Source organism: Agarilytica rhodophyticola (assembly GCF_002157225.2).
Lineage (GTDB): Bacteria > Pseudomonadota > Gammaproteobacteria > Pseudomonadales > Cellvibrionaceae > Agarilytica > Agarilytica rhodophyticola.
This window is the reverse complement of the sequence record NZ_CP020038.1, coordinates 5,259,201-5,276,699: the sequence shown is the minus strand read 5'-3', so window position 1 is coordinate 5,276,699 and position 17,499 is coordinate 5,259,201. Positions and strand designations below refer to the sequence as shown.

General features: G+C 41.7%; 15 protein-coding genes. 5 read left to right on the top strand and 10 right to left on the bottom strand.

The window, feature by feature from the left end; all coding sequences use genetic code 11:
- Positions 1–774: 774 nt before the first annotated feature.
- Positions 775–2,493 carry a bifunctional protein-serine/threonine kinase/phosphatase gene (locus BVC89_RS21980; protein ID WP_086933261.1) on the bottom strand — a complete coding sequence of 573 codons (1,719 nt, stop codon included), beginning with the start codon at positions 2,491–2,493 and terminating at the stop codon, positions 775–777.
- Between the two features lie 62 nt (positions 2,494–2,555).
- Between BVC89_RS21980 and BVC89_RS21975 the strand changes: the two genes are divergently transcribed.
- Positions 2,556–2,891, top strand: coding sequence for a hypothetical protein (locus BVC89_RS21975; protein WP_086933260.1), 336 nt, complete (start codon positions 2,556–2,558; stop codon positions 2,889–2,891).
- 13 nt (positions 2,892–2,904) lie between these two features.
- Here the strand turns inward: BVC89_RS21975 and BVC89_RS21970 are convergent, their stop codons facing one another.
- Positions 2,905–4,380, bottom strand: coding sequence for a NarK family nitrate/nitrite MFS transporter (locus BVC89_RS21970; protein WP_086933259.1), 1,476 nt, complete (start codon positions 4,378–4,380; stop codon positions 2,905–2,907).
- 427 nt (positions 4,381–4,807) lie between these two features.
- Between BVC89_RS21970 and BVC89_RS21965 the strand changes: the two genes are divergently transcribed.
- Positions 4,808–5,554, top strand: a complete 747-nt coding sequence (locus tag BVC89_RS21965; RefSeq protein ID WP_086933258.1) for a lipoprotein intramolecular transacylase Lit — start codon at positions 4,808–4,810, stop codon at positions 5,552–5,554.
- 105 nt (positions 5,555–5,659) lie between these two features.
- On the opposite strand, the gene BVC89_RS21960 is transcribed toward BVC89_RS21965, so the two are convergent.
- The 5 genes from BVC89_RS21960 to purM form a co-directional block, all read right to left on the bottom strand.
- On the bottom strand, positions 5,660–6,400 hold the full coding sequence (locus BVC89_RS21960) for a glutathione peroxidase (RefSeq protein ID WP_086933257.1): 741 nt from the start codon (positions 6,398–6,400) through the stop codon (positions 5,660–5,662).
- A 95-nt stretch (positions 6,401–6,495) separates the two neighbouring features.
- Positions 6,496–7,803, bottom strand: coding sequence for an HD-GYP domain-containing protein (locus BVC89_RS21955; protein WP_086933256.1), 1,308 nt, complete (start codon positions 7,801–7,803; stop codon positions 6,496–6,498).
- 364 nt (positions 7,804–8,167) lie between these two features.
- The gene (locus tag BVC89_RS21950) at positions 8,168–9,898 is read right to left on the bottom strand and encodes a pentapeptide repeat-containing protein (RefSeq protein ID WP_086933255.1); all 1,731 of its coding nucleotides are present in this window, start codon (positions 9,896–9,898) and stop codon (positions 8,168–8,170) included.
- A 609-nt stretch (positions 9,899–10,507) separates the two neighbouring features.
- Complete coding sequence (gene purN / locus BVC89_RS21945; RefSeq protein WP_086933254.1) at positions 10,508–11,179, bottom strand: phosphoribosylglycinamide formyltransferase; 672 nt, start codon at positions 11,177–11,179, stop codon at positions 10,508–10,510.
- 13 nt (positions 11,180–11,192) lie between these two features.
- Positions 11,193–12,260 carry a phosphoribosylformylglycinamidine cyclo-ligase gene (purM, locus tag BVC89_RS21940; RefSeq protein ID WP_086933253.1) on the bottom strand — a complete coding sequence of 356 codons (1,068 nt, stop codon included), beginning with the start codon at positions 12,258–12,260 and terminating at the stop codon, positions 11,193–11,195.
- A 40-nt stretch (positions 12,261–12,300) separates the two neighbouring features.
- Here purM and BVC89_RS21935 point away from each other — a divergent pair, with 40 nt between their 5' ends.
- The 3 genes from BVC89_RS21935 (at position 12,301) to hda (ending at position 14,490) form a co-directional block, all read left to right on the top strand.
- Complete coding sequence (locus tag BVC89_RS21935; protein WP_158658067.1) at positions 12,301–12,477, top strand: hypothetical protein; 177 nt, start codon at positions 12,301–12,303, stop codon at positions 12,475–12,477.
- Positions 12,478–12,613: 136 nt separating this feature from the next.
- Positions 12,614–13,738 carry a DUF2066 domain-containing protein gene (locus BVC89_RS21930; protein ID WP_086933251.1) on the top strand — a complete coding sequence of 375 codons (1,125 nt, stop codon included), beginning with the start codon at positions 12,614–12,616 and terminating at the stop codon, positions 13,736–13,738.
- Positions 13,739–13,755: 17 nt separating this feature from the next.
- A complete protein-coding gene (gene hda / locus BVC89_RS21925) occupies positions 13,756–14,490 on the top strand; it encodes a DnaA regulatory inactivator Hda (protein ID WP_086933250.1) in 735 nt (244 codons plus the stop codon).
- Positions 14,491–14,612: 122 nt separating this feature from the next.
- On the opposite strand, the gene sppA is transcribed toward hda, so the two are convergent.
- From sppA to wrbA, 3 genes are read right to left on the bottom strand one after another with little or no spacing between them, the layout of a single operon-like run.
- Positions 14,613–16,442: a signal peptide peptidase SppA gene (gene sppA, locus BVC89_RS21920; protein ID WP_086933249.1), complete on the bottom strand. Its 1,830-nt coding sequence runs from the start codon at positions 16,440–16,442 to the stop codon at positions 14,613–14,615.
- 42 nt (positions 16,443–16,484) lie between these two features.
- A complete protein-coding gene (locus BVC89_RS21915; RefSeq protein ID WP_245929191.1) occupies positions 16,485–16,880 on the bottom strand; it encodes a DUF2069 domain-containing protein in 396 nt (131 codons plus the stop codon).
- Entirely contained in the window at positions 16,881–17,492 is a 612-nt protein-coding gene (gene wrbA / locus BVC89_RS21910; RefSeq protein WP_086933248.1) for an NAD(P)H:quinone oxidoreductase, read from the bottom strand.
- Positions 17,493–17,499: the final 7 nt, after the last annotated feature.

Here is a 17,499-nt window from a genome sequence, read left to right as displayed (position 1 = left end):
CCTAAAACACAGAGGGGTAGATAATCTAAAATTGGGTATCAACGTTTGTGGGAGCAGGCCAACCTCATTTTTCCTTTAAATCATACGTTTTGCCGTGTTACGGGGGAATATGCTTCGCTCGCTTGCGGCAGTTTTCGTATGAATATATTTAAGAGGTTAAGACGTAATAAGACTGTGGCGTATTCCCTCACACGGTTTTTATTTTCGATATAATGTATCTACCCCAAGGCCAGCTGAGAAGATAACATACTGGCGTAGGGAATTGTACATTATGGAGAAAAAATGAATTTAGCAAATAGCTTACAACAAAGAGATTTGTGACCTGTCGCAGAGTTTTTTGTAAAAAACTGTAATCAACATAAATAGCCACTCACCTAATGATGGTATTTAAAAATTTTCTTGTATAGAGTAAATAGATAAACTGTTCATACATCTTAGCTGCAATATCTCAAGCATTAATCTTGTTTATCTGCAAACAGATATTTGGTTACTAAATAAAGTAACTTGTCATTACATATTCGTATATATACTGCACTTCAAGTGTTCTAATTAGTCATACAAAATAAGAAAAAAGTGCTAATTATCTAAGACTATTTTGTATTAGTAACTGATGAGATCGTATACGTTATTCTTTGTTGGTATGTTCTAGCCTCTAGTTTTTCAGACACCGTCTCTAGTTAGTAGTAAAAACCTAAGAACTTACAAAAATTAGCCATTGACATTTTTACAGGATCTTAATTAAAAGTTTTTGTATCCAATATATCGTATTGAATATTAAACGCCACTCACAAGTAAATAAATTGCAAGACCCCAGCCGAGGAGGGCAAAAATTTGCCATACTTTAAGTGGGTCTTTTTCAAGTAAAGGTGTTTCTTTAGCGGTAAGCCAATTTGGGTTGGGGCGTTTTAGATCTAATAGCCATTCTGACAATGAGCCATAACGAGAGGATGGTTGAATAGTTAACGCTTTTTCCATTGCCATATCTAACCAAACAGGAACGAGGGGGTTATAACGGCGTGCAGGAATATATTCTAGTCGCTGAAATGCTTTAATATCCATGGCCTTTTCATATTTTGATCCGTAAGGTAATTGTGTTGTCAGCATCTCGTAAAGAATTGCTGCCAATGAAAATTGATCTGATTTTTCATTAACTTTGCCACCGTAACGATATTCTGGAGCGGAATAGTCGAGTGTGCCTAATACCTTATCTCGCTGAAAGGGAGGCGCCATTTCCTGTAAACCGGCAACAAAGCAGGAGCCAAAGTCAATAATTACTGGACCATTAGTAGCTAGTACAATATTGTCAGGCTTGAGATCTTGATGGAGGGTATCTTTACGATGAAAAGAACGTACACCTTTTATCACCCCCTCAAGTAATTCGACAGCATCTTTAATATCAAGCGGTGCTCGCTCTTTTATGATTTGTGCCAAAGTAGGGCCGGCAATGTATTCGGTTAAATAATAGAGAAAGCGTCGTTCTTGTTTTGCCGGTACGACTTTAACGACGTGTGCGTTTTGTATTCGTGAACCAATCCAGGATTCCATAACAAATCTTTCAATATATGCTGGGTCATCTTCATAATTGATTGACGGTGTTTTCATAATGTAACGACGCTTGCTATCTACGTCTGTTACTAAATAGACTTGGCTTCGTTCTGACTCGTGAATAATTCTTTCGACACAATAACCATCGATTATTTGTTTTGGCTCAAGTATTGGGGCGAAAGGTAGTTTTGATAGAACATGCACAGTGTCACCTTTGGTGGGAGTGCCTAGTTGATTGATCGTGACAACTTGAATACTTATATTATCTTCTGATTTTAAATTCAGTGATTCATCAATCAGTGTTTGTGCAATATCTTGTGGTACTTTGTTTTCATTTATAATTTCTATTATGCGGTGACTACTAATGTAATCATGTATGCCATCGCTGGATAAAAGATATTGATCGCCGGGCTGAATTTCTTGGCTCAACATATCAATTTCTAACACAGGATCTGCACCTAAAGCACGGCTTAAATAGGTAGTTTTTTTGTCTATTTTTTGCGAGTGATCCCGAGTCAGTTGTTCTAAAACATTATCACGGTAGCGATATACTCGCGTATCACCTACGTGAAAAATAAAACACTTATCACCTTTAAATATGATGCAGGAGAAGGTTGTGAGGTAGCCTTCATCACGTACATTATTTTGACTTTGCGCCCATAAATAACGATTAAGGGATTGGATAACTTGAACTGCCGATTGCTGGGTACGCCAAGTATCCGGTGTTGCGTAATAGTCGGTGAGAAAACCAGTGACTGCTGATTGGCTTGCCTGACGTGCTGATGCGCTGCTGCTCACGCCATCAGCGATCGCGATAGCAATGCCTTTGGTTGTCAGAGCGGAACCTTCAGGGATTCTTGCCCCTATAGTATCCTGATTTTCTGGCTTAATACCTTTATCACTAATTTGCGCAAGAGAGATATCTAGTGTCGAGTGAATATGATCCATAAGCTTATATTCTATATTGATACAATATAATTTAGCCTGATACAAAAAAGGCGAGCATTATTATGCTCGCCTTTTTTGTATTAGTTAAGCTAGGGCCTGTTAACACTAATTTAATTGCTCCTGTCACACCTACAGCACACCAGTTTAGGCGAGAGAAGCGCAGTTTGACGAGTCAAAGAAGCGACGAACAACGACAAATGGTGTGCTTTAGGTGCGACCCAGAGGGCTGGGCGTATTTTTCCCGTATTCTGCGTTGCTGCTCGATCTTTTGGAATAACCCAATATCACCCACAGCGCCTAAAATACGAAAAAAATACACACCAGCAGGTGCTATTGCAATAGTGTTAACAGGCCCCAAGAAAAAATCATTAGCTCAGTGTCTACACCTTAGCTTTTAAATTAGCTATGTACTTACGACACTTCGATTTGTTGTACAAGCCCGTCTTCTGTTACTTCAACCATGTGGCCTTCAGGCTCTTCTAAAAATTGCGCAATACCAAGCACTACCGCAGCACAGGCGCCGATAATCATAAAAAATGTGCTGGCATCGACAAAGCTGTAAGCGGTTAAGAATGTCACCGCGCCGACGTTACCATAAGCGCCTGTCATGCCAGCTATTTGTCCAGTTAAGCGGCGTTTTACTAATGGGACTATCGCAAACACAGCACCTTCACCTGCTTGGACGAAGAAGGAGCAGAACATAATCGCAATAACCGCCAGAGGTACGGGCCAGGAGCCGCCTACTTGAGACATAATAAAATAGCCAATTGTCAGCCCTCCGATAAAGATGGAAAGTGATCGTCTGCGACCAAACTTATCGCTGATATAACCACCACCAGGGCGCGCCAGTAAATTCATAAAGGCGAAGGCTGCGCCTAGCATACCTGCTTGCGCCAGTGTTAATTCATCAAAGGTTTCGAGAAAGAATGCTGGCAACATAGACACAACTGCTAATTCAGAGCCAAAGGTAACGAAATATGCCCAACCTAAAACGGCTACTTGTTTGAATTTATATTTTTGATTTTCTTCAACACCATTTGCAAGCATGTCTTTATTGACTTTGTATATCTGAGTAAATTGAATTCCAAATAAAGCTACCAACACACTGTAACAAGCATAAGTTGCAGTTTGACTCATCAGCTTAACGCCAGCCGGGGAAAGTTTCCAAGCAAGTACAGCAAGAATAACGTACATTGGAATATTCATTGCCAGATAAAGATAAAAATCTTTTTTGCTGGTAACTTCTAAACCACCTGACTTTTTAGGTTTAAAATAAGTAGAGCCTTTGGGAGTGTTGCGTGCGCGTAAGTAGAAAAATATTCCATAGGCGATGGATATGACGCCTGTAGAAGCAATGGCATAACGCCAACCGTTGTCACCGCCAAATATTGCCAAAGCTACAGTAGGTAATATAAAAGCGGCAGCAGCAGAACCGAAGTTACCCCAGCCTCCGTAGATGCCTTCAGCTAAACCTACTTGCCGTGCGGGAAACCATTCGCCAACCATTCGGATTCCAATAACAAAGCCCGCTCCTACAAAGCCCATTAAAAAGCGCAACAAAGCAAGCTGTTCATAGGTTTTTGCTAAAGAAAATGTGATACACAAAAGCCCGGAAATAATTAATAAATTGCTAAACACCAATCGTGGTCCAAATTTATCAACTAAAATACCGATGACTATTCGCGCAGGAATTGTTAATGCGACATTTAATATTAATAAAGCTTTCCATTGAGCGTTAGTCATATTAAATGCTTCTACCATAAGTGGCTTTAATGGAGCATGTGCAAACCAAACGACGAAAGTAAGAAAGAAAGCAAACCAGGTTAAATGTAGGGTGCGGATATTGGCTTGGGAAAAATCAAGCACATTTAATTTTGATGAACTCATACTCCTATCCTTAATAATTATTGCAAGCGTAATTGGGGAGAGCTTGGCTTGTATGAAAACTATTGATATAGCGGTATCTAAAGCAGCAAAGTATGTATGCGATACCTGTGTATTTTCATGCTTCCTCGTATCACCTTGACACTACCTAGTGCCTATTAACAGGCACTAAGACAACGAATATTAGAGCGCATGTACTTTTGAACTTAGCAATTAGTATGCCTGCCTTAAAATGTAAGCTTTTGTCACTAATTTGGTGCATTTTTGGTGCATTTATGAGGTTTTTCAAAAAGTGTCACTCATACTCTGTGACCAATATTGAGCGTGTTTGGATAAAAATGCACCCAAATAGGAATTTTCATTGAATAATATTGATAGGTATACTGCACAGCTTAAGTTGGACCCGATAACAGACTAAGCGAACAGTTTTATGAAATACCGCTCTCAAAATTTATATTCACGTTTCTATTCTGGACTCTATGGTATTGTTGGTTTTCTGTTTTCTTTATCTGTCGCTTGGGGTTTGATGGCCAACTATGATTTTTTTTATGGTGTTTGGCATGATGTAGGCGGGATAAAAGAAGGCATCAAAAAATATGGCCCAGCTAACCGTTATAAACCTGGCTTTGCTGACACCACTAGGCAACAGCGCCTAGAACTTTTCCATAAAATCACCGTTGCTATTCATCGTAGCGGTGATGGTTTACGAGAAATTTATTATCAATCGCCTACAAGTTCTGGAAAACAGCAGCTACTGCGTGAGCCTGAAGTTATTCATCTTCAAGATGTGGCCAACTTATTAAACCTATTGTTATGGCCAGTATTATTTGTGTCTCTGTTATGGCCTTTCATGGGATATTCTTATTACCGCAAGTCAAAAACTTTGCCGAAAATAAGTGGCCAATTATATGGCTTGTGCGCTTTGCTTGTTTTGGTTGGGCTGATTTTATTGGTTTTTGGCCCGGAGACAGTGTTTAACACACTGCACATATGGATATTTCCTAGCGATCACCCTTGGTTTTTTTATTATCAAGACTCCCTGATGTCGACCATGATGTTGGCTCCAGTGCTCTTTGCCTGGATTGCTGCCGCTTGGGTTGCGCTCGCCATTGTGATTTTTATTTTACTTAATATTGTTGTAGCTCGGGCCTGTACGCACTATTTGAATAGGATCTAAAATATTCCCGAACAAAAAAATTGAACTTACATACATGGTATTACAGGTTTGGGTGAATCGGAAAACGTAATCCCGCATTCACCCGAATCCTTAACTCCGCAGCACTTATACGTTAGCGCTAATCCATTTTTCTAGATCGTCAGCCGTACCAATGCGTTCTCCATCGACGTAAATCTGGGGCGTAGTACCTTGTCCTGTTACAGCTGTAAGTGAACTGTAGCTCAAGCCTTTCTGACCAAGGTTGATTTCTTCATAAGCAAGATTGTTATTTTGCAGTGCTTTCTTTGCTCTTGCACAATGAGGACAGCCTGGCTTTGAAAATACTGTAATACGCTTTGGTTGTTCAGCATTTGGATTTATGTAGTTGAGCATCGTGTCGGCGTCACTCACTTCAAAGGGATCGCCAGGTTTTTCGGGTTCGATAAACATTTTGTCGATAGTGCCATCTTTGACAAGCATAGAGTAGCGCCAAGAACGTTTGCCAAAGCCTATATCAGATTTGTCCACAAGCATTCCCATGCCTTCACTGAACTCACCGTTACCATCTGGAATAAATACAATGTTGTCAGCATTTTGGTCGCCAGCCCACGAGTTCATGACGAAGGTGTCGTTAACAGATAGACACACAATGCTATCGACACCTTCTTTTTTAAAGGTTGCCGCAAGTTCGTTATAGCGAGGTAAATGGGTAGATGAGCAAGTGGGTGTAAAAGCACCTGGTAGTGCAAACAACACGACCGTTTTGTTTGCAAATATATCTGCACTGGTAACGTCTACCCAATCGTCTCCCTGACGTGTTTTGAAAGTTACATCTGGGACTCTTTGACCTTCTTTATTAGCAAGCATTGTCTTCTCCTCTATTTAAAACAGTGTTCATTTAAAGAATATATTAAAAGAAATCTTTTGATTGTTAAAATAAATTAACTGAATTGACTTGTTAGTTATTTGCTATCTTTCTTTAGTTGCTCTATTTGATTATATGATTTGATGGAGCTTTCGATGAGTGATTCTTCCTCTTTCGGAATTTTTTTTATGGTTTTCCACATAATAAGCTTGAAACGCTCCAGCTGAGATTCAATCTCATCTTGTATGATCATACTCTTAAGTAAATTGAGATGTTCGTCTGTATTATCTTCACAAGAGAGGGCGTGCAGCCATTCGTGGTATTCGGCTTGGGTTAAACCAGCACTTATGATGGATGTGGCCAGTCGACCAAGCATTGAGGCGATAGACTTGGTCAGTCGTGAACGTGTATTTTTCATCAATACAAAGCCCAGCTTTTTCGCTGCATCGAAGGTCTTGGTAATCCTATCGTGCTGTACCATCATTTCTTTTGCAACAGGATGAAAGGGCGGTGGTGCGTCCGGTGACGGCCCCAGTTTAATTAGTTTCACTGTCGCCTTATACACTGACTCAAAGTGCACAGCGCTATTGAGTTGCAGTATTGTCATGGTCAGTTGATGCGAATAACTGTCATAGCGTTCACAACGTTTGTAAGCGTTTGCAAGCACGTCGGTGTAGGCCAGTACTTGACTGGCTACGGTAAGTGAAGAACCAAATTTATGTTTGGGGTAACCTGTACCATCGGTTCTCTCATGGTGATCTTCAACAATTGTGCCGATATGCTTAGGTAAGTTCGGCACCTGATGTAAGAATTCTTTGGCAATAATCGGGTGTACTTGGGTTTGTAATGATTCGTCTCGTTCAAGCTCGCTGTCATTGTTTGCGAGATCTGGTTGAAGATGTAGAAAGCCAGTATCGTGCATGAGCCCGCCAATAAATATGGCTTGCTGATCCTCACTCGATAGTTCTAGCTCGATTGCTAATAATAAGCCTACAGCAGCACTATAGAGACTGTCGTAATAAATCTCTTCCAATTGATCGGCAAGTACAGTCAACTTTTGGCGCAGCAGAGGAAACTGTTCGTAGAATAGGCACTGTTGCATCAATACTGCTCTAACTTCCTCATTGTCGATGATGGGAGTAAGGCAGGGTAGTTGAGAGGTACATTGTTCTAAGATTTGAAATAACTCTTGTGCGCCTAAACTATCGGATACGTTGACACTGTGCTCAAGAGGTTTAACAAGCTTGTGTTTGGCGATTAGTTCTGCCCTAGAGTCCGATAGTCTTGTACCTTTGGAAACTAATAGAGCGCCTTGCTCATTGTAGATATTTTCGCTGGCTGTTACCGGATTATCAGCGTTTACTGCTGCTAACCGATGTCCGTAATAGTCAACATCATGGGTCATATAACTGGCGAAGGTGGGCTAATATTTACGTTTGTTTAAAAACAGGAGCAGTTAGATGAGTGCTAACAGATCCTGACAATACACCAAGTGTAGACCTCAACCTATTAGGCTGCCAGTAGCTAAGATTTATTCTCATCAAAAATATTTCAATGGATAGGCGAAATAATGTCACTTCAATAAGTAGGGCTAAAGAGAGCTATTGCTGGTCAATAGCCCGTCTCTTTTTCTCTTTCCTAATTTTTTGTATATCGCTTGTTAGGTGTATTAACTGCGAATAACGGCTGGTATAAAAGTTTGCTAACGATACTCACGTTAACTTTACGGCAATGTTGTAGTGCAATAAATTAAAAGCCGTATGGGACTATTAACTTAAATTTTGTAGCGCTTTGGTTGCCACAACAGAAAAACAATCGATAGCATCGCCACGTTTTTTATCGCCGATACTTTTCGTTAATTTTACCTTTTTAGGAATGAATGAAAACAAATCTTTATGATCGGCATAATGGCGAACCTTATGGCTTACAAGTACCTCACCTGCTTGTGCTGCAGCTTCGAGCCGAGCTGCCATACTGACGGCCACACCTTCTAGGTCTGATATTTCAGTCACTTCATTATGGACGACAGCGACTTCACCCAGTTCCACGCCAATGCGTAGCTCAAAGCCTGCGGCAGTTAATACATTGAGCATCATACACGCACACGAGAGACCCGCTGTTACATTCTTAAAGGTTACCCTTAGAGAATCTCCTTCCATATTGGGATAACCGGCTGTCCATTTTTTCAAAATAGGTTTAATTAAACCTCGAAACAGCGACAGTTTTTCCGAGAGTTCATCATCTCCCCATTGTGAAAATCCTTTCAGATCCATAAATACTACAGTGAGGTTACGAACTTGATCTTTTTCGTGATCCGCTGCGAGCTCAAGTAGACGAGGCCAGAATTCTTCACGGATAGCGGCGACTTTTTCTTTTAGTTGAAGGTGTAGTTGGGTATTAGTACGCAGAGCAAGTTGAGCTACTTGTATACGAGAAGCCTCATTTTGTAGAGAAGTTTTTAGTTGCGATGGATTGTGGATACCCACCTCTTCAACAACAAATTTTACCAAGGCTCCGCCAGCCACGTCGCTGATGGATTTGAGGCGTAAAATAATACCCCAATGCACGGCTTCGAGGTGCTCAACAAAAATAGGTAATGTCGCCAGCTCATTGGCGGTCAAGCGATAAGGATAGCTCAGCTCAATACTGATTGGTTCTGCAAAAATACGCTCAAACTCGTGATTGCGATAGGCCGTTTTTTCTTTGCCTGGTTTATCCCAAAAAGCATATTTACATACAATATTTGAAATTACCCAGCCATGCGTATTTATTTTCCATAGCTTAGCGCCTGTTAAGTTTGCTTTGGTTAGAATAGCGTTAGACAGGGTAGCTTCCCGCAGATCGCAGTAGGATAGGTCTGCAGAGCTAAAATCTGCCGAGCGCATATCGGTATTATACAAATCTACCCCATTAAGATTTGCCGATCGAAATGTTGCCCCTTGTAGCTTGGCTCCTTGCAAATTAGCGTTTGTTAAATTGGCGTGAGATAAAATCGCATTAGACAAATCGGCGTCTTTAAAATTAACGTTCTCAAGGTCTGTGTGAGATAAATCGATATGACTGAGCTTCTGACCTTCTAAATTACTGCCTGCCAGAGATGTATTACGCAGGTTCAGGCCACTGATATCGTGCCCCTTAAAATCGATGTTTTCAAACTTCGCATTGAGCGTCGACGCTGTAAGCAGGTTAGCTTTATAAAGAATCGAGCCACTGAGATCAGCGTTGTTTAGCCTAGCAGCGATAAGTTTAGCGTTGGTGAAATCATTATCTCGCAAGACAGCATTCTCTAGCTCACAAGAAATAAAATCTGCGAATTTAAGGCTGCAATTTTTGATCACTGCATTATTTAAAGACAGTTTTGAGAAGTCTATGTTGTCTAGGTCTAAACCTACCAGCTCTACTCCGTCTAGGTTTAAATCTCCTATAATGTGTCTTTTGCGCCATTCATTCCATGAGTCCGCGCCTTTCTTTAATTCCTTAATAATGCTGTTCTTGTCCATACTTATAACGAGTTTAACTTTAGTGTGATTGTAAAATAACAGTTTGTGTCAAATGTTATATAGAAGAGTCTACAATTTTAGCCCATTCGGCTTTAGGATATTTCACATTATAAAGACATTTAGCTTTTGAGTATGCCGCCAACAGGTGAATCGACAGACTAAATAGCTTAGTGCTAATATCAATCGGTTTTCGAAAACGCTACTAACGATATATAAATGTGCAAGTAACTGTATAGAATGTAAGGTATTTTACCAGTGTGCATCAACTCCTGTTAACACTGAGCGATTATTCAGTAGAGCTTTTTAATACATCGAAAACATGTTTGCTAACAGCGGCCACCCAGTTAGCGCCAGCCGAACCCACAAACTCGATACCATTGAGCGTCAGGAATTTATATTAGCGCCTAGCCTTAAATGTATAATAATACAATCAAAAGGCAATTCATTTAGGCGCCTTGTACCTAACTACTCAATATATATTTAACATGTTTACTAGAGTGTAAAACTCGTTGTCGTAGAAACGATACCTTATCAGTAATAAATGAGCAGCTATATGTTAGAGCCTATACGTTGCTATATATGTAAGCGTAAATATATAAATATTAGAAATTATATTTCATTTTTATCAAACTGAACTCCTCCAACAGCCAACTCTTCGCCGTCTAGGAAAGCTTTCTCCTCTCTCATAACAACACGTTTTTCTGCAAGCCAACGAATTGCCAGTGGGAATATTTTGTGTTCTTGTCGCAGTACTTTTTCTTTTAAGCTTTCTTCGCTGTCACTCTTTTCGACTTCAATGGATGACTGAATTATAGCCGGCCCACCATCCAGTTGAGCTGTAACAAAATGTACCGTGGCGCCATGTTTTAAATCACCCGCTTCAAGCACACGGCGGTGCGTATGTAAGCCTTGATAATGTGGTAACAGAGAGGGGTGTATGTTGATCATTTTCCCTTCATAATGACGGGTGAAATCAGGAGTCAAAATTCTCATGAAGCCGGCAAGCACCACAATATCTGGATTTTGCGAATCGATAATATCTTGCAATCTCCCATCAAAAGATTCTCGTGATGGAAACTGATTGTGTTCTAAAACGATAACGGGAATATTGTGTTTTTGTGCGCGTTGAATACCTTGTACATCGTCTCGGTTTGAAATGACAGCACAAATAGTAATAGGCAGTTTGCCCGCTTCTTGTTGATCGATAATGGTTTGAAGGTTTGTGCCTCCGCCCGATATGAGAATGACTACTCGGGCAGGTTTCAACTCATGTTTTTCCATTGGCAATAACTCGTTATACTAAATTTAATACTTCGACTTGTTCTTCGTCTTGTACAGCATGAGCAATATGACCGAGGACAAAAGTACTTTCACCCATCTGTTCTAATAGTTGTATGGTTCGCTCGACATCTTCCTTGGCGACACATACCACCATGCCGACACCGCAGTTAAATGTGCGGATCATTTCTGTTGGGATAACGTTGCCTTGTTTTTGTAACCAGTTGAATATTTCAGGTTGTTGCCAGGCATTCCGGTCGATCACCGCTTTGGTTTCAGCGGGTAATACACGTGGAATATTTTCACTTAAGCCACCGCCTGTAATATGGGAAATCGCATGTACATCAACGGTTTTGAGCAACTCCAGAATGGACTTCACATAAATACGTGTGGGCTCCAGTAAGGTTTCCCCCAATGTCTTATTGCCAAAAGGTTCGTCGATATCTGCTTGGCTTCGCTCAAGAATTTTCCTTATCAAAGAATATCCATTGGAATGGGGGCCACTACTAGCAAGACCGATAATACTATCACCGACCTTGACTTTGCTGCCGTCTAAGATTTTGCTTTTTTCCACAATACCGACGCAAAAGCCTGCTAGGTCATAATCTTCTCCTTCGTACATCCCTGGCATTTCCGCTGTTTCGCCCCCTACCAGAGAACACCCTGAGAGTTCGCAGCCTTCGCCTATGCCTTCTACAACTTTAGAGGCGATATCCACCGATAATTTGCCCGTTGCGTAGTAATCGAGGAAAAACAAAGGCTCTGCTCCGCCGACAATAAGATCGTTAACACACATAGCCACCAGATCAATGCCTATAGTGTCATGCTTATTAGCATCCATTGCTAACTTCAGCTTTGTACCCACACCGTCAGTTCCAGAAACCAAAACAGGCTCTTGGTAACCTTTAGGGAGTTCAAATAATGCCCCGAAGCCACCAAGGCCTGCCAACACCTCTGGCCGCTTAGTGCGCAGTGCAACAGATTTTATGCGGTCGACCAAGGCATTGCCTGCATCAATGTCGACACCGGCATCTTTATAAGATAGGTGAGGTGTGTTTGAGCTATCGTGATTTGAATTTGACATGTTTATTTGTGGTCTATTGATTCAGTGGCGAGTAAACTCAGTGAGTTTCCCCGAGGCCGATAAATTTGCCGCGCATTCTACCAGTTTCGTAAAGCTTTGGTTAGCAGTAGAACACTTCAATGATCATCCCATGATGAATAAGTACTGGGTACTCGATAATCTAGGGATTAGTCAGCCTTTATGTCATGCTGAGCTTTTTTTGAACGCTTTAACTTAAGATTGCTGTATGTGAGATTTGGTTATCGCTGTTATCGTCAAAATCTTGAGTTACAATAACGCCTCTTGTATACATTCTATGCTCTAATAGCCAATGTATATGAAATACGACGTAAATTTAAGGTGATACGAATAGCATGCGTGTTGTAACTCAGCTGTTGTTGTTAATCTGTTTGGTGATGTCACTTTTTGTCAGAGCCTATGCTCAGACAAAAATGGACTATTTTAGCGCTAAAGTTCCAGTTAAGACTCAAACTGCTCAAGAAAGACGCAGTGCCGCTCGCAATGCTTTGTTACAAGTATTGCTAAGAATGTCTGGCTCCGAGCAGACGGTAGAAGATATACGCATACGCGAACAGGCGAGGAAAGCCTTGAGCTATGTTGAACAGTTCCAATATCAACCATTAAAAGACGAGTCTTTGCTAGAGCTTGGCTATCGCGAGCTGGTTTCACTAACATTCTCTGGTGAAGTTGTGAAGAAAATCCTCGCCGATGCTCAACAACCATTTTGGTCTGCTAGTCGTCCTTCCACTTTGGTATGGTTGGTAGAAGATAGTCCAGAATACGGTAAGCAGCTAATTAACCAACAAAGCGATGTTGAAATCTTGCAAGCGCTAGATAAAGCCGCCGAGCAGCGAGGCTTACCCCTTTCTTTTCCCTTATTAGATTTGGATGATCAGCTGGCTCTTTCAGCAGAGGATGTTTGGGATATTAACGAAGAAGCGATTAGAGAAGCCTCCAAACGTTACAGTGCGGATACTATTCTAGTGGGGCGTTATTCAAAAACTTCTCGCGGTCGAGTGCTCGCCAGTTGGCAATTCTTCCATGGGGATACGGCTCGCAGCTACGATAGTCGGGTGGCGCTCGATGAAAATGGCCACTTAGACCCAGTGATTGGTGTGGAAGCGCTTTATCCTTTGGCGGATTTTTTGGCCAAGCGTTATGCCAACCAACCTCAACTAGAAGCCGGTGGGCGCTTAGTTGTGCAAGTTTCAGACATTGATAACTTTGCACAGTACCGTCGCTCTTTATCTTATCTTGGCGGCTTGGCTGCAGTGTCTAAAGTGCAAATCGTTGCGGTAAGGCAAGATACCCTATTATTGTTTCTCGAATCTCAAGCGGGTGTTGAGCGTTTTGTGAGTATTCTTAATCTCGACAACAAACTGCGCATAAAGCCTGATAACAATGACTTGTTACCAGCTTGGCAACGAGCGCCGCAAGGAACATTGGAAAACCCCTTAAAGTTCAGCTGGTCCAGTTAAGCGGCTTGGCATATATCATGGTAGCTGAAGTATCCTTATCACCGTCACCGATGCAACTTAGTTTAGGGGTTTCACTGAGAGATGAAGCGACCTTCGCTAATTTTTACAGCGAGGATAACGGGCTCGCTTTAAGTGTTATGCGAGCTATCGCTAGCGGAGATGAGCGCAGTCATCACGTGATATGGGGGGCTTCAGGCTGCGGCCTAACCCATTTAATGCAAGCAGTATGTCTTCAAGCTCATGAAGTAGGGCGTTCGGTAAAGTATTTTCCAATGGCCGATATTGTCGATAAGACCGCAAAAGATATTTTGGCCGGGCTTGATACAACCGAGCTTATTTGTTTGGATAACATCGAAGTAATATCAGGTCAGCGTTCCTGGGAAGTTGAGATCTTTCATTTATTCAATCGACTGAGAGACGCCGGACACACTTTACTAATGGGTATGCATACTAGTCCTGCTGAACTAGGTATTGAATTACCGGATTTGAAGTCGCGGATACTGGGCTGTCCAATATATAGAATTGAGAGTCTCAATGATGAGCAAAAGCAGAAAGTGCTCATAATGCGAGCTGATGCCCGAGGCTTAAAAATGCCGATTGATGTGGCTAAATATATTCTTAATCATGCATCGCGAGATATGAATGATCTATTCAAACTGCTTAATCAATTAGATGATGCTTCCATGCAGCAGCAACGTAAGCTTACGATTCCCTTTGTTAAACAAGCTTTTGAAAATAATGGTACCTGTTAACATTAATGTAATTAGTGTTAACAGGTACTGATTGAGTCTAGGTTTACTTAGATTTGCCCAAAATAAAAAAGCCTCCACTAGAAATAGTGGAGGCTTTTTGTTTGGGTGGTGCTAGATTGCATTTAGGGAATCATGCAGGCCAAACATTCCGCATAAATACGCTGTAACGGCGATGCGTCGATAGGTAAAGCACTTTGTATTTTATCTAAAGGTAGGGTGTCCACCAGCTCTGATATATGCTCACCGACAATACCTTTGCGTACTGATTGCCCAAAGGTGTTAGCTTCTTCCATTACTGCGCGCAGAAACTCCTGAGAAGGCGATAAGGTACGTCTTATTACTTTCACATGGTAGTTCGAAAGCTGTTGTTTTTCTGCTACTGAAGCGACGAGATCATCTAGCGTGCCTAGTTGATCTACTAAACCAAATTCCAGTGCTTTTTGGCCTGTCCATACACGCCCTTGAGCAACTTTGTGAATGGCTTCCGGTGTTTGTTCTCTCGCCTCGGCCACAAGGTTAATAAATTGACGATAGACATTGTCGACTCCAGTCTGAAACACCTGTTTTGCTTCTGGAGACAATGGCCGGGATATCTGGTAAAGGTCTGATAGTGAAGTAGTGCCAAAGCCATCATTATGAATTCCCACACGCTTCATAGACTCAGATATATTGGGCAGTAGTCCCCACACACCAATCGATCCTGTGATAGTGCTTGGTAGGGCCCAAATTTCTTCAGCGGCAGTAGCCAGCCAATACCCGCCAGAAGCGGCTACCGAACTCATAGAAATATATATAGGCAGTCCTTGTTGCTTGGCATTAATTAGCTCATCGCGAATGACTTCTGATGCAAAGGCGCTGCCACCGCCACTGTCAACACGAATAATAAGAGCTTCTAAGGAATCGTCATTTTGTGCTTTGCGGATAAGCTTTGCTAAGCTGGCGCCGCCGATGCGACCTTCCGGTGCTTTACCATCTACAATGGTTCCGCTGGCCACAATAAGACCGATATTGTTGCTGTTATGAGGGAATGGGGACTTAACTTCTTGCAAATAACGCTTGTAAGTAATGGCTTTAAAAAAATCTGCGTCTTTTTCCTTGCCAAACCGTTCTATAAGTTTGTTGTTAAGGGACACGCGAGAAACAACGTCGTCAACAAATCCAGTCTTCTTTGCTAAGTTCGCAAAGCTGTCTTTATTATCGGCAAGGGTATCTTTAAGGTTATTAACAAATGTTTCGATAGTGCCGCTATCAAGCTGTCGATGGGCTTCCACTTTATCTGTATAACGTTGCCAAAGTTCGGTAATCCAGCCTGAATTGTGCTCTCGCGATGCTTCGGACATACTGTTCCGTACAAATGGCTCGGCGGCATCTTTGTAGTTGCCTACTTTAAATAAATGAAACTTAATTGAGAGTTTGTCTGCCGCTTCTTTAAAATACGAACCGTAGTAGCCAAATCCTGTAATAGTGATGTTGCCCATAGGATTGATGTAGATCTCATCGGCGTAACTGGCGAGAAAGTACTGTTGCTGAGAATAGCTATCGGCGTAAGCAATAACGGGTTTCTTACTTTCTTTAAACAGCTCAATTGCCTGTCCGATTTCTTCAAGCTTACTGAAATTACTTGCGTTCAAGCCATTCATGTTTAGAAGCAAGCCATTGATACGGTTATCTTTAGCGGCATGTTTAATGGCTGTTGTGACATCGCGAAGTAGAGTTTCGGTATCTTCCTTTTCTTCTTCGAATAGGTCGAATATGGTAGGCTCATAAGTGACTTGGTCAACGAGTTTGCCGGAAATACGCACCAATAAAGGGGCTTTATCTGGTAGTGGTTGCTTATCACTATTAGCCACCGATACTACGATAAACACAATCAATAAGATGAAAATCAGGTTTGCCAAGCCTGTGCGGACATGGGTAATAAATTTCCAAATTTTACCTAGGTACTTCAACATGTTTTTTATTAAACCTCGTAAACTGAGATGTAGTCCTTTAGATTACGCCGCACCCTTTTGCCAGCGTTGCAACCAACGGCTTGTCATCATGGATGAAACGAACAAGAATATAATGAGAATAAGAAAAATATAATCACTTGTCTGTCTAATGGAAGAGAAAACAAGCTGAACTGCGAAAATAAAATAGAATAACAGCAGAAAACATAGCCAGGAGTAGCTGCGATAAGCTTTTTGTAGCATGCCAGGTAGCAGAGCCAGCAGCGGTAATGTTTGAAAGACCATGATACCGATTTTAAAGCCGCTTTCCCGTGTAATATTCCAGTAGAGAATTAAGGCTACTAGTGCAGCAAAGAGCCCATAAGTGATATTCGCTGCATATTCCATCTTACGTTCTAATGGCGCTCGATTTGATGTTGTCGATGAGGTTTGCTGAGTCATTTAATCTGCTTTACATGTATTGGTGGATAGCTGTGTTGCCAAGGTCGCGATGCGACGCCCGAAACTCAGTGCTAACTGGTGTTCATCGTCACTTAGTTGCGTCGAATCCCCTTGCGCAAAATGACTCGCCCCATAAGGGGTGCCACCTGAAGTAGTTGTATGTAAGCTCTCCTGCGAATATGGAATGCCAGCGATAACCATACCATGGTGTAGTAGGGGAATCATCATAGACAAAAGGGTCGACTCCTGGCCACCGTGAATGGAGTTTGTCGAGGTAAAGACACCTGCGGGCTTACCGATTAAATCACCTGATAACCACTGACTAGCAGTATTATCGATAAAATACTTTAAAGGCGCGGCCATATTGCCAAAGCGTGTCGGACTGCCCAAGACTAACCCAGAGCATGTTTTTAAATCTTCTTCGCTACAGTAGATGTCACCACTTTCGGGAATATCCGGGGCTACTGCTTCTGTGGTTGTGCTGACGCTCGGCACGGTTCTTAGGCGTGATTCCACACCTTCTACCTGTTCAATACCGCGCGCTATGACTTGAGCTAAGTTACGTGTGGAGCCGTTGCGTGAATAATATAAAACTAAAATATTAACCGACATGTGGCTA